The organism is Luteimonas sp. AC640a (genome assembly GCF_979256585.1).
Window position 1 is genome coordinate 218992 of record NZ_CEEDOV010000018.1, and the last position, 13034, is coordinate 232025.

Annotated in this window: 14 protein-coding genes and 1 pseudogene; 10 read left to right on the top strand and 5 right to left on the bottom strand. The window is 67.4% G+C overall.

Annotation, left to right across the window (positions count from 1 at the left end; all coding sequences use genetic code 11):
* Positions 1 to 43: 43 nt before the first annotated feature.
* The 5 genes from virB11 to ACZ9YD_RS14495 are packed head-to-tail and all read right to left on the bottom strand — an operon-like array spanning position 44 to position 4357.
* A complete protein-coding gene (virB11, locus tag ACZ9YD_RS14475) occupies positions 44 to 1081 on the bottom strand; it encodes a P-type DNA transfer ATPase VirB11 (protein WP_465075967.1) in 1038 nt (345 codons plus the stop codon).
* A 7-nt stretch (positions 1082 to 1088) separates the two neighbouring features.
* Positions 1089 to 2285, bottom strand: a complete 1197-nt coding sequence (locus tag ACZ9YD_RS14480; RefSeq protein ID WP_465075968.1) for a TrbI/VirB10 family protein — start codon at positions 2283 to 2285, stop codon at positions 1089 to 1091.
* A complete protein-coding gene (locus ACZ9YD_RS14485; protein ID WP_465076052.1) occupies positions 2282 to 3037 on the bottom strand; it encodes a TrbG/VirB9 family P-type conjugative transfer protein in 756 nt (251 codons plus the stop codon). Before ACZ9YD_RS14485 ends, ACZ9YD_RS14480 begins: the two co-directional genes overlap by 4 nt.
* 23 nt (positions 3038 to 3060) lie before the next feature.
* Positions 3061 to 3930, bottom strand: a complete 870-nt coding sequence (locus ACZ9YD_RS14490; RefSeq protein WP_465075969.1) for a VirB8 family type IV secretion system protein — start codon at positions 3928 to 3930, stop codon at positions 3061 to 3063.
* A gap of 10 nt (positions 3931 to 3940) precedes the next feature.
* Positions 3941 to 4357, bottom strand: coding sequence for a hypothetical protein (locus ACZ9YD_RS14495; protein WP_465075970.1), 417 nt, complete (start codon positions 4355 to 4357; stop codon positions 3941 to 3943).
* A 458-nt stretch (positions 4358 to 4815) separates the two neighbouring features.
* On the opposite strand from ACZ9YD_RS14495, the gene ACZ9YD_RS14500 reads away from it, so the two are divergent.
* From ACZ9YD_RS14500 to ACZ9YD_RS14545, 10 genes and pseudogenes are all read left to right on the top strand, one after another.
* A complete protein-coding gene (locus tag ACZ9YD_RS14500; protein ID WP_465075971.1) occupies positions 4816 to 5385 on the top strand; it encodes a hypothetical protein in 570 nt (189 codons plus the stop codon).
* 45 nt (positions 5386 to 5430) lie between these two features.
* Positions 5431 to 7098 (top strand): annotated as a pseudogene (locus ACZ9YD_RS14505) (type IV secretory system conjugative DNA transfer family protein); the annotation flags it as partial.
* Positions 7099 to 7342: 244 nt separating this feature from the next.
* The gene (locus ACZ9YD_RS14510; RefSeq protein ID WP_465075972.1) at positions 7343 to 8164 is read left to right on the top strand and encodes a S1/P1 nuclease; all 822 of its coding nucleotides are present in this window, start codon (positions 7343 to 7345) and stop codon (positions 8162 to 8164) included.
* A 72-nt stretch (positions 8165 to 8236) separates the two neighbouring features.
* Complete coding sequence (locus ACZ9YD_RS14515; RefSeq protein WP_465075973.1) at positions 8237 to 9103, top strand: MBL fold metallo-hydrolase; 867 nt, start codon at positions 8237 to 8239, stop codon at positions 9101 to 9103.
* Between the two features lie 75 nt (positions 9104 to 9178).
* Positions 9179 to 9688, top strand: coding sequence for a hypothetical protein (locus ACZ9YD_RS14520; protein ID WP_465075974.1), 510 nt, complete (start codon positions 9179 to 9181; stop codon positions 9686 to 9688).
* Positions 9689 to 9721: 33 nt separating this feature from the next.
* Positions 9722 to 10516 (top strand): molybdate ABC transporter substrate-binding protein, encoded by a 795-nt coding sequence (modA, locus tag ACZ9YD_RS14525; RefSeq protein ID WP_465076053.1) that lies wholly within the window; start codon positions 9722 to 9724, stop codon positions 10514 to 10516.
* 3 nt (positions 10517 to 10519) lie between these two features.
* Positions 10520 to 11230: a molybdate ABC transporter permease subunit gene (gene modB, locus ACZ9YD_RS14530; RefSeq protein ID WP_465075975.1), complete on the top strand. Its 711-nt coding sequence runs from the start codon at positions 10520 to 10522 to the stop codon at positions 11228 to 11230.
* On the top strand, positions 11230 to 11844 hold the full coding sequence (locus ACZ9YD_RS14535; protein WP_465075976.1) for an ATP-binding cassette domain-containing protein: 615 nt from the start codon (positions 11230 to 11232) through the stop codon (positions 11842 to 11844). Before modB ends, ACZ9YD_RS14535 begins: the two co-directional genes overlap by 1 nt.
* 63 nt (positions 11845 to 11907) lie before the next feature.
* Positions 11908 to 12459 carry a flavin reductase family protein gene (locus tag ACZ9YD_RS14540; RefSeq protein WP_465075977.1) on the top strand — a complete coding sequence of 184 codons (552 nt, stop codon included), beginning with the start codon at positions 11908 to 11910 and terminating at the stop codon, positions 12457 to 12459.
* A 73-nt stretch (positions 12460 to 12532) separates the two neighbouring features.
* On the top strand, positions 12533 to 12982 hold the full coding sequence (locus tag ACZ9YD_RS14545; RefSeq protein WP_465075978.1) for a hypothetical protein: 450 nt from the start codon (positions 12533 to 12535) through the stop codon (positions 12980 to 12982).
* Positions 12983 to 13034 lie beyond the last annotated feature (52 nt).

Here is a 13034-nt window from a genome sequence, read left to right on the forward strand (position 1 = left end):
CGGCAGCTCGCCGCGCACGGATGCATGCGTGGCGACGCCCGGCTCATGCCGCCACCGCACGTTCGGGATCGAAGTCGATACCGGTGATGAAGCGCCGACCCGCATGTGCCTTGATGTGGACGACGATCTCGATCGTCATGCGCAGCAGACGCTTGATCACGTCGAACTCCAGCCCCGCGCCTTCAGCGGACGCCTTGACCATCAGCGCGAGCTGGTCCCAGGTCTGCTCGGTGCTGCCCGCGTGGCAACTGGTGATCGATCCAGGATGGCCGGAGGCGCAGTTGCGGATGAAGTAGAACGACTCGTCGCCGCGCAGCTCGGCGAGGATGATCCGGTCCGGCTTCATCCGCAGACAGGCTTCCATGCAGCTCTTGGCGGTGACGTTGCTCGCGCTCTGGCCACCCTTCGAGTACAGCAGATGCACCACGTTGGGCTGGCGCAGGAAGAGTTCGCGGGCGTCCTCGATCGTCACCAGCCGCTCCTGCTCGGGAATGTGGTCGACGAGCGATTTCATGAAGGTGGTCTTGCCGCTGCCCGTCGCCCCGGCCACGACAATGTTCTTGTGATAGCGGACAGCCTGGCGGAAGAACTGCGCGTAATCGCGCGCGCGGCGCAGTTCGAGCAGTTCCCGGTCCTGGTCGCTGATCGCCACCGACGCCTCGGGAATCTCGGCGAAGAAGCCGTCGCGTTCGTATTCGTCGAGTGTCCGGGCGTAGCGCGACGGCAGCCGGATCGTGATCGACACCCGCCCCGCGTCGCAGGCGGGCGGAATCACGAACTGCGCGCGTTGCCCGGTGGGAAACGTCAGCGACACCATGGGATCGACGTCGGTGATCCGCTGGCCCGTATTGCTCTCGTTGACGATCGACGTGCAGAACTGCCGCGCACGCTCGAAGGTGAGCGACGGGACGTCGGTGCGGCGCCAGCCCTCCCGGGTTTCCAGATACAGCTCGCCCGGCCGGTTGATGCAGATCTCGGTCACGTCCGAAGACTGCATGTGCGCACCGATGCCGAGCACCTCGTACTGGTATTCGAGGAACCGATTGGAAATCTGCGCGACGGTGGCGGGCTGGAGGTCCATGATCGGCTCAGCGCACCACCGCGGAGAAGTCGACATCGCGTGCGACGTAGACGTTGACCACTGTGCCCTGGTTGACCGTGACCGTCGGTGGACGCGCCATGTTGCGTTCCAGTGCCATGTTGGCCATGCGCTCCAGCGTGCGTGCGGTATTGCTCTCGTAGGGGTTCTGCACTGCGAAGCCGTTGCCGAACGATGTCTGCGGCGGGCCGTTTTCGGCGGCGGCGTACTTGAAGGCATCGCTGAGCATGCTGATCAGCAGGGCCGAGGCGAGCCGCTGGCCCCAGTGCGCCGTGTAATGGCCCGCGTTGCCAGCGGCGCCGAGTGCGTCCACGCCCGGGCTGCGCATGTTGACGTCGAGCCCGGTGGGCGTGGTGATCCGGTCCCAGATGATGCCGGCGCGATCGCCGATGACGCTGTCGGCGTTGTAGAAACCCATGACCTTCGAACCACGCGGCAACAGCAGGCGTCTGCCGTTCACCGAATACACCGGCTCGGTGACGATGCAGGAGGTATAGCCGGGAAAGTCACTGATGACGCGCGACTGCAGCACGCACCGGATGTAGGTGCCGCGCAACAGCAGCGTGTCAGGGCTGTAGAGCGGGCGTGCACTGGTGGGACCATCCGCCGGCGCCTGCATGACGGACGCCGGCGCGGCGGCGCCCAACCCACCGGGCATACCTGGCATCCCGTCAGGCCCCGAACCCTGCATGCTGGAGATGCTCGAGCCGCCGGCGACATCCTGCATCCGCCGCTCCAGCAGCGACGGCAACTGGCTGCCGGAGAATGCGCCGCCCGACAGTGCATCCTCCATGCCGCCGGAAGGTTGGGGACGGGAATCCTCGATCACCGGCAGCGGCGGCAGTTCCGGCGGTGGCGCTTCCGCCCTGGCGACGGGAAGTTCGGGCAGATCCCGCGGCGCTGCCGGAATCACGATCTGTTCCGCGGTCTGTGTACGGGGACGCGAGTCCTCACCCGTCGTGCCGCCGCCCGAGAACACCCAGAACGCCAGCCCACCGAGCAGCAGCACGATGCCCGCGAGAAACACCAGCGCGCGACGGTTGAGACGCTGGATTTCGGCCGCCTGCAGCACGGGCGCGTCCGCATCCAGATCCGCCTGCTGGCCGATTCGTGCCTCGTAGGGATTCGCCGGGCCGCGACCGCCCGGACCGGGCGCGCGTTCGTTGTCGACGGGATGCTCGCTCACGGCTCGGCACTCCTGCGCAGGCCCACGACGTGCACGCCGTGCCGGACGACCAGAAACGGATAGGTCCCGTGGACCACGATCACATCGCCTTCGACCGTCGAATTAACGACGAACTCGTCGCCGTTCTCGCTGTCCCGGGCGAACACCGCGGGAAAGTTGCCGCTGGGAAAGCGCGTGCGATCCCCCATGCGGATGTACGTGAAGCGACGATCGTCGTAGACCGTCGACGGCACCAACCAGTGCGGCGTGCGCCGGTGCTGGGTGTAGTCGTAGCGGAAGTGGTAGTGGCGGTCCGGCTGCAGGCCGGTGCTCAGTTCGGCGGCCGCCTCCGGCGCTTCGGTCGTCTCGGGCGCGAAGCGGGTATCGCCCGGATAGCTGAAGCGGATCTTGTACTGCACGCCGGCGGCACGCGCCTGGTCGAGCGAGCGCCAGTCGCTCGCGACGACCTTCATCTCGAAGATGTAGGCGTGTGCGGCGGTGCGCACCAGCAGATTGGTGTCGACATCGACATTCCGCGGCTTGACGTAGAAGACGTTGTCGCGGCGACTAATCTCCCAGCCACCACTGAAACCACTGCTGTAGTCGAGGATCTGCTCGTGTGCACTGAGTTCGATCTGGGTGGTGATACCCAGGCCGGTCCGCACCTGGTAGACGGCATCGGGCTGGTAGGCGTACTCCTCCACGACCTGCGCCGATGCCATGAACGGGCAGAGCAGCCACAGTGCGAGCAGCACGCGGAATCCGGTGGCCATAGGGCGGTTCCATACACCACGACTCATGGGGCCTCTCCGGTCCTGGCAGGTTCGATTGGCTGGACATCGGCGTCGTCATCCGACCAGCCCTGCGCCGTCGCCGCAGTGTCGATCGTCGACGGCGGCGCGGCAGAACGCGGCCCTGGGAATTCCCGCTCTGGCACGGGACCTGCGGCGAAATCGAGGTCGACGCGGTAGTTGGTCACCCGGAAGCCCAGCGGATTGAGCAGGCGGTCTTCGTCGCTCAGCCGCAGCTCCGGGTTGTAGGCGAACTCAAGCGTTGCAATCCGCGCATCGACGGGTTCCACGCGTCCGTTCGACTTGTCGTAGAGGCTGCGCTGGAAACGCACGGTCGCGCCTGACGGACGGCGGCCTTCGCCGCCACCGATCAGCACGATGCTCAGGATCCGGGTGCGCACCGATCGGCCCGTCCCGTAGATGCGGAACGGACGTTCGGGATTATGTTCGGCATGCAGGTTTATGTACGCCGGTGCGACCGCGGGGCCAGCCATCGACAGCGTGGTCCGCCAGTTGCGCTGACCGATCAGTCCCGAATCGTAGGATTCGCGCGCGAGCACGAACTGGGCGACGTTGCTCTTGTTGATCGCCTCTTCCATCGTGACGTCGCGTTCGTTGAAGTTGCCTGCGAGCCGCGCGACACTCGCGGTGCCTGTATAGGGATCGGCCATCACCAGATAGGGCACGCGCTCCTTGAGCGGCAGGAACAGCACGTAGCCACCGGCGAGGATCACCGACATCGCGACCGCACAGCCCGCGACACGCCAGGCGCGCCGCTCGCTGCGCCGCATCTGGTCGGTCAATGTCAGTTCGTAACTGACGCCCTGCGCGACAGCCTTGTCGATCTCCGGTGATGCGGTGCGCGTGCCGAACATGCCCGCCCCGTCAGTCCGTGACGCCGGCGGCCGGCGCAGCCGATACGGCCTGCGCGTGACTAACCACAATTGCGCCGCGTTCGGCCGACACCTGCACGCCCTGCGCCGCATACGCCGACGACAGCGCCGATGCCGCCTGCTCGATACTCGTGGTCCGGAGCAGCGCGACGGGCGCGTGCAGCGTGTAATCGTTGGTGTGCAGATACGACAGACCGAGACCGGCATCGTTCGACCAGCGTGTCAGCAACGTCTTGAGCGTCTGGTCCGAGGGAAACGCCTGGAACACGTAGGCCTGCTGCAGTGGAATCGCCTGCGGCGCCTCGGCGAACTGGTGCAGGGGACGCCATTTCCCGCGCGGGTCCGCTGCATCAGGGGTGGCGCACCCGACGAGTGCGGTCAGGCAACTGCCGACGATCCCTGCGGACATCCATCCTGCGACTGGTGTGCTCGTACCCACGCGATTCTTCCCTGATATGCGCGTTCGGCCGCATTGCCCGGATCAGGCGCGAGCGTCGAACGTGCGTCCCCTGGTCACTGCGCGTGTCGTCTTGTCGACGACTGCGCAGCGATGACGGGCCGAAGCTAAGCGACGCGGAAAAATCGCGTCAACGCGTCTGCTCGCGTTATCGAGCACGGCGAAGCGCATCGATCGGATTGCCTGACGCCGTAGTGAAATGGCCGAAAAAACGGGGTTTCTTGCAGATTTCAGTGTCCGCCGAACGCGTGTTCCTGCAAGGCTTGCGGGCCTGCGCTGACGCACGATGACGCGATTTCCGCAAGCCCTCGGGTGATTTCCCGACCCGGCGTTCCGGACAATCACTTCGGCATCTGCACTGCACCAGCCCGCATCCTCGTCATCCGGGAACGACTTCGACAGCGGGACCCATGGAACGGACGCAGATGGAGGATTTCGTCGCGAGCGCGGCGCTGCTGGCCGCGCATCTGACGCAGCAGTGCGAGCAGGCTGCGCGCGATCAACGCGATGCCGCCGGCGCATTGCAGGACGCTGCGACAGGTGTCGCCGAACACACCGCCGCCGGGCGCGAGGCCTTGTTACGGGCCACGGCCACCGCGGTGCGCGACGCGCTGACCGGCGAACTCGACGCCACCACCGCACGCGCCGATTCCGCCGCGCAACGGCTCGAACACCTGATCGCGCACCTCGATCGCGCGCAAGCAGGCCTGACCGCGCGCTCACGTCTGCTGGGCGGCGGCGCCCTGCTGGCGCTCGCGCTGGGCGGCGCCGCACTCATCGGGGCCAGCGGCTATATCGCGAAGCTCAACCTGGAACGCGCCGAGCGCGCGAGCGTGCGGGCAGACGTGCTGGAGGCACTACAGCAGGTCGCGATCACCGCTTGCGATGGTCGTCCCTGCATCAAGCTCGACGACGGGCTCAACCGCTGGCCGTCGAACGACGACTACGTGTTCGTCGATACGCAACAGGCGGCGCCGTGACCGGGCGCACATCGTCTCCCGGGCGATGCGCATGGAGAACGGCGCATGTCGACTGAACGCTGGATCGGTGCGGCGCTCGTCACCGCTGGCGCCACGGTGGCTGCGTTCTATCTCGTAGGCTATCTCGTACTCGTGCTGCTCGGGCTGGACACCACGCTGCTCGGCATCGGCACCTGGTACGCCTATGCCAGCGTCGTCGATCATCCGCAGGTCGCGCCACATGCGTGGCGGATCTGGACCGCAAGCGGCGCCGGTTTCGGCCTGATGGGCCTGGTCTGGCTGGCACTGGTGGTGATGCTGTTCAAGCTGCGCAGTCACCGCAATATCCACGGCCGCGCGCGCTTCGCCGGCATGCTGGATCTCGCCAACAAGGGGCTGCTGAAGCACCGCGACGATGGCATCGTCCTCGGTCAGATGAACGGCAAACTCCTGCGCCTGTCGGGCCAGCAGTTCGTGATCCTGGCCGCACCCACACGCTCGGGCAAAGGCGTCGGCGTGGTGATTCCGAATCTGCTCGATTACCGCGAATCGGCCGTCGTACTCGACATCAAGCAGGAGAATTTCGATCTGACCTCGGGCTGGCGCCGCTCCATCGGGCACGAGATCTTCCTGTTCAATCCTTTCGCGGAAGACAGGCGATCGCATCGCTGGAATCCGATGACCTACGTGTCGTCGGATCCGTCGTTCCGGGTGTCGGACCTGCAGGCGATCGCCGCGATGCTCTATCCCGATGGCGACGACCGCGACAAGTTCTGGACCAGCCAGGCGCGCAATGCCTTCCTCGCGTTCACGCTGTACCTGTTCGAACGCGCCGATCACGTGGACGAGGCGCCAACGCCCACGCTCGGCGAAGTGCTGCGGCTGTCATCGGGCGATGGCAGCGAACTGAAGCCCTACTTGCAATCGTTGTCTGAAGCACCCTTCTTGGGCGCGCAGGCGCGCACCGCGTTCGCGGGTCTGCTCTCGCAGGCCGACGTGACCTTCGCCTCGATCATGGGCTCATTTCGCGAGCCGCTGAACGCCTGGCTCAATCCGGTGCTCGATGCGGCCACCAGCGGCGATGATTTCCGCCTTGATGATGTGCGCCGCAAGCGCATGACCATCTATGTCGGCATCCAGCCCAACAAGCTGGCCGAGAGCCGGTTGATCTTGAATCTGTTCTTCAGCCAGCTGATCAACGTCAACACGCGCACCCTTCCGCAGAACGACGCGTCGCTGAAGCACCAGTGCCTGTTGCTGATGGACGAGTTCACGTCGATCGGCCGCGTCGACATCATCGCCAAGGCCGTCGCCTACATGGCGGGCTACAACCTGCGCCTGCTGCCGATCATCCAGTCGATGGCGCAGCTGGACGCGGTCTACGGCAAGGAGCTCTCGCGCACGATTATCACCAACCATGCGCTGCAGATCATCTACGCGCCGCGCGAACAGCAGGACGCGAACGACTATTCCGAAATGCTGGGCTTCACCACCGTCCGCCGCCGCGCGCGCACGCGTTCGCACGGCGGCGTCAGCAACGTGTCCGACAACGAGGTGCTGGAGCGCCGCGCCCTGATGTTGCCGCAGGAGCTCAAGGCGATGGGACCCGAGAAGGAGATCGTGCTCTACGAAGGTCTCGCGCACCCGGTGCTATGCAGGAAGATCCGCTACTACAAAGATGGCTACTTCACCAAACGGCTGCTGCCCAAGGTGCAGATCGAGCCGTTGTCGCTCGATCGGATCCAGCCGGACGCGTTCACCGGGGACGACGCAACGCGCGGGAAGAAGCGCTCGTCCGCACGCACGCCATCGCCGGCGTGATGTCCTTGCCAAGGCAATACTTCCGACCGCCCGGCTGGCATTCGAAGCATCACGATCGGCATAGGGTCGATCAGGCTTGCGACGCGCGTCATGTTTGCAGCTCGCTGGCGAACTGATCTGTCAGGTCGATCGGACACCAGCCGGTTAAACTGCGCCCATGCTGCGTCGAATCCTTCTGTGCGGTGGCCTGCTGGCCGCCTTCGCCCTCCCTTCTTCCGCCCTCGCCTGGGGCAAGCTCGGTCACCGTCTGGTGGCGCAGATCGCCGAGCGCGATCTGACGCCGGCCGCGCGTGCGGAGGTGTCCCGGCTGTTGGCCGGCGAGCCCGATCCCACCCTGCCCGGCGTCGCCAGCTGGGCCGACGAACTGCGTGAGCACGATCCGGATTTGGGCAAGCGCTCGGCGTCCTGGCACTACGTCAACATCGGCGAGTCGAACTGCCGCTACGAGGCGCGGCGCGACTGTCCGGATGGCAACTGCGTGGTCGAAGCCCTTAAGACGCAGACCGCGATCCTCGCCGACCGCACCCGTTCGCGCGCCGAGCGGGCACAGGCGCTGAAGTTCGTCGTGCATTTCACCGGCGATGCGCATCAGCCGATGCATGCCGGTTACGGCCACGACCGCGGCGGCAACGACCAGCAGATCAACTTCCGCGGGCGCGGCACCAACCTGCATGCGTTCTGGGACAGCGGCATGCTCAACAGCCAGAACCTGTCCGGCGATGCCTGGCTGGCGCGGATCGGTGCGCGTGCGCCGTCGGCCAATGCCCGCGGACCCGTGCGCCTGCCACCGCCGGCTGCGGACTGGGCCGAAGCCGCCTGCCGCATCGCCTTGGCGCCGGGTGTCTATCCGCGCCGCGCACGCGTCAGCGAGGCCTACGTGACCACGCATCTGCCGCAGGCCGAGCAGGAACTGCGCGATGCGGGCGCCCGTCTCGGTGCGCTGCTGAACACCGCGCTCGCGCCGCCCGCGCAACGCTGACATTACGCAATCGCAACGTCCGCATGCGCCACGTGGACTAGCATCTGGCGCGTTCACGGTCAGGAGCGCGCGATGCCGCAACCGCAGGTCACCCCGTTTCACCATGCCGAAACCGGCACGTGGAGCTACATCGTGCGCGACCCGTCGTCGAACGCGGCGGCGATCATCGATCCGGTGCTGGATTTCGACATGGCCTCGGCCCGCACCTCCACGGCCTCGGCGATGGCACTGCTCGATCACGTGCAGGCACACGGGCTCGACGTGCAGTGGATCCTGGAGACGCACGCCCACGCCGACCATCTTTCGGCCGGCGACTGGCTGCGCCAGCAGTTGCCCGACGCGCGCCTGGCGATCGGCGACGGCATCCGCACCGTACAGAAGACCTTCCGGCCGATCTTCAATCTGGGCGAGCACTTCCCGGTCGACGGCTCGCAGTTCGACCAGCTGTTCGCAGCCGATGCCACGTTCGCGATCGGCGCGCTCGAAGGCCGCACGATCCCGGTGCCCGGCCACACCAGCGACAGCAATGCCTATCTGATCGGCGATGCGCTGTTCACGGGTGACTCGCTGTTCATGCCGGATGGCGGCACCGCCCGCTGTGACTTCCCCGGCGGGGATGCGGCCACGCTATACCGCTCGATCCAGCGCATGTTCGAACTGCCCGACGCCACCCGCGTGTTCGTCTGCCACGACTACGGCCCCGGCGGCCGCGCGGTGGGCTGCGAGACCACGATCGGCGCGCAAAAACGCGAGAACATCCACGTCGGCCACCACATCGACGAAGCCACGTTCGTCGCCCTGCGCGAAGCCCGTGACGCCACGCTGCCCATGCCGGCGCTGCTGCTGCCCTCGGTGCAGACCAACATCCGCGCCGGCGCCCTGCCCGAGCCCGATGCCAATGGCGTGCGCTACATGAAACTGCCGATCGATACGGTCTGAGACCAGCTCCTGGCGCGTTGTCGCCCATGCAGCCGGCCGTTATGCTCGTTCGTTCATAACGAGGGGTCATCCGCCATGGTCCGTGGCCTGCTTCTGTCTTCGCTGCTGCTGTGCGCCACCGGGGTCCACGCGCAGGCGCCGGACACGCACAACCTTGCCGCGCACCAGCGCGCCGCAACGCCGTCCGATCCGTCGCCGGTCGTCGTGCCCTTGGACGCTGCTGCACGCGCCATGCTGACCCGTCACACGGTCGAGGCCACCGTCCACGGCCAAGCGCTGCGCTGCGAAGGCGTGTCGCTGGCCGCCCTGCTGCAATCCAGCGGCGCGATGCCGGACACGCCGTTGCGCAGCGCGGATCTCGATCGCTACGTGCTGGTCAGCGCGCGTGACGGCTATCGCGCGGTGTTCTCGCTCGGCGAACTCGACGCGACGCTGGGCAACGGCAGTGTCTATCTGGTCGACCGCTGCGACGACGCCCCGCTCGACGCCGACAGCGGTCCGCTGCGCCTGCTGGTCCGAGGCGACACACGCCCGGCGCGCGGCGTGCGTCAGGTCGAACGCATCACCGTCATCGCCGCGCCCTGATCCTGTCGTCCTCTCACTGGAATCTCCATGCATATGCTCCGCTCCCCCAGCTGGCTGCGCGCGTCCGCCGCTCTGCTGCTCACCGTCTTCACTGCGCTCGCCGTCCTGCCCGCCATCGCCCAGGAGCGCGCGCCGATCACGGTCTTCGCCGCCGCCAGCCTCAAGGAATCAATGGACGCCGCGGCCGCGCGCTATCAGCAGGACACCGGCCAGGCGGTGCGCGTCTCGTACGCCGCCAGCTCCGCGCTTGCGCGGCAGATCGAGCAGCGCGCGCCGGCCGACGTGTTCGTGTCCGCCGACCTGGAGTGGATGGACTGGCTGCAGGCACGCAATCTCATTGATACCGCCTCGCGCCGCGTGCTGCTCGGCAACACGCTGGTGCTGGTCGCCCCGGCCGACAGCACCGCCCAACCGCTGACGCTCGCGCGCGGCACCGATCTGCTGCCGTTGCTGGGCGCGCGCGGCCGTCTGTCGCTGGCGCTGACCGCGAGCGTGCCGGCCGGCAAGTACGCCAAGGCAGCGTTCGAATCGCTGGGCCAGTGGTCGGCGCTGCAACCGCGCGTCGCCGAATCCGACAGCGTGCGTTCGGCGCTGACCCTCGTCGCGCGCGGCGAGGCGCCGCTGGGCGTGGTCTACGGCAGTGATGCGAAGGCCGAGCCGCGGGTCAAGGTGCTGGCAGCGTTCCCGGCCGACAGCCATCCGGCGATCGTCTATCCCGTGGCGCGCGTCGCCGCCAGTCGCAACCGCCAGGCCGATGCCTTCGTGCGTTGGCTCGACAGCGAAGCCGCGTCGGCGATTTTCCGCGCGCACGGCTTCTCGATCCGCTGACGGATGGTGGACTCCGGCACGCTGCTGGGCTTCGGGCCCGACGAACTCGTCGCGATCCAGCTCAGCCTGAAAGTCGCGACGGTCGCTGCGCTGTGCAGCCTGCCGCTGGGCATTGCGATCGCGTGGCTGCTCGCGCGCCGCCGCTTCTTCGGCAAGTCCCTGCTCGACGCGCTGGTGCATCTGCCGCTGGTGCTGCCGCCGGTCGTGGTGGGCTACGCGCTGCTGGTGCTGCTCGGTGGAAACGGTTTGATCGGGCGCTGGCTTGAAGAGACGCTCGGCATCTCGTTCGCGTTCCGCTGGACCGGCGCCGCGCTGGCCAGCGCGATCATGGGATTCCCGCTGCTGGTGCGCACGATCCGGCTGTCGATCGAGAACGTCGACCGCCGTCTCGAGCAGGCCGCGGCCACGCTCGGCGCCAGTCCGCTGCGGGTGTTCTGCACGATCACACTGCCGCTGGCGTGGCCCGGCGTGATCGCCGGCGCGGTACTGGCGTTCGCGAAGGCGCTGGGCGAGTTCGGCGCGACGATCACCTTCGTCTCCAACATTCCCGGCGAAACGCAGACCGTGTCGTCCGCGATCTACGGGCTGATGCAGGTGCCCGATGGCGAAGCCGGCATCTGGCGGCTCGCGGCCGTGTCGGTGGCGATCTCGCTGGCCGCACTGATGGCGTCCGAATGGCTGGTGCGGCGCCAGCGCGGCGAGGTGTACGACTGATGCTGCACGTCGATATCGACCTGCGCCGCGGCAGCTTCGCGCGCCACATCCGCATCGACGCTACGCAGCGCGTGCTCGCGTTGACCGGCCCATCCGGCGCCGGCAAGACCAGCGTGCTCAATGCGATCGCGGGGCTCGTGCGTCCACGTGCCGGCCGCATCGAGATCGACGGCCGAGTGCTGTTCGACAGCGCTGCGCGCATCGACGTGCCCGCGCATCGCCGGCGGGTCGGCTACGTGTTCCAGGACGCACGCCTGTTCCCGCATCTCGACGTGCTGCGCAACCTGCGCTACGGCCGCCACCACGCGGGCGCCGACACCTTCGAACTCGATCACGTGGTCGAACTGCTCGGCATCGGCGCGCTGCTGCAGCGCCAGCCGGCGAATCTCTCCGGCGGCGAAGCACAACGGGTGGCGATCGGCCGTGCGTTGCTGTCGCAGCCGGCGGTGCTGCTGTTCGACGAGCCGCTGTCGGCCCTGGACGAAGCGCGACGCGAAGACCTGATTCCGTGGCTGCAGCGCGTGCGCGACGAAGTGCGCCTGCCGATGCTCTACGTCAGCCACACCAGCGACGACGTGCGACGCCTCGCCGACGCGGTGCACACGCTCGACTGACCGGGCGACACAACGTTCACTGGCGACCTGCGGCAATCGCAGGCCCGCCTGCAGGTGTCCGCCATGCCCCGCACCCACCCGATCCCGCCCGACCAGACGCGTCGCTTTCTCGAACCCGGCCCCGTCGTACTGCTGTCCACCGCGCACAAGGGCGAGCGCGGCATCATGACGCTGGGCTGGCACATGATGCTGGGCTACGACCTCGTCGGCACCTACATCTGGTCCGCCAACCGCAGCCACGCCCTCGCGCGCGCCAGCCGCGAATGCGTCCTCAATCTGCCGACGGCCGACATGCTCGATACCGTCGTGCGCATCGGCAACTGCAGCAGCGCGGATCAAGACAAGTTCGAACGCTTCGGCCTGACCGCCGTCGACGGCAGCAACGTCGATGCACCCAGCATCGGCGAATGCCACGCGCGTTTCGAATGTCGCCTGCACGAAACCCGCATCACCGCCGACTACCCGCTGTTCGTCTGGCGCGTCGTCGCCGCGCACGCGGCCAAACGCCCGAGATGGCCGCGCACCGTGCACTACCGCGGCGACGGACAATTCATGGTCAGCGGCGACGAACGTTCGAGGCGGGCGCTGTTCAAGCCGGAGATGCTGGCGTCGTGATGCCGGCGTAGAGGCGCGGCGGTATCGTGCCTTCGCCTGACCCACCTGACCCGTCGAACGCAAGGAGCTCACGATGCGCAAGTCATGCTTCCCAGGTCCGCGTCTGCTGTCTGCTGCATATGTCGTTGCCGCCGCGCTCTCCGGCTGCGGCAGCGCCAATGGCGATGCGGCGCCTGTCGCGCCCACGTCTGACATCGCGCCGCGGGCCGCCGCAGCCGCGCCCGCGCATGACGCAGTGCGCTTCACTTCCGGCACCAGCTACGCAGCGACCGGCGCGCAGGCGGAGATCGCGCTGTCCGTTACCGAGGTGAGCGCCCGGGACGTGCTGGAGCGCATCGCCGCCGCCAGTGGCGTGCCTCTCGAGATCGCCGACGGTGTCGACCTCGACCACACGGTGTCACTGAACTTCGACGGCATGCCGCTGAGCGCGGTGCTGACCCTGCTGGGCCAGGACGCGAATGCGGAGATTACTGCCGAACCGGATGCCATCCGCGTGCGACCCCGGGCGACCCCCACGCGCTGACTGAGCCTTGTGTCATCGGCATCAGCCTAAGACGTGGCACGCGTCGGATGTA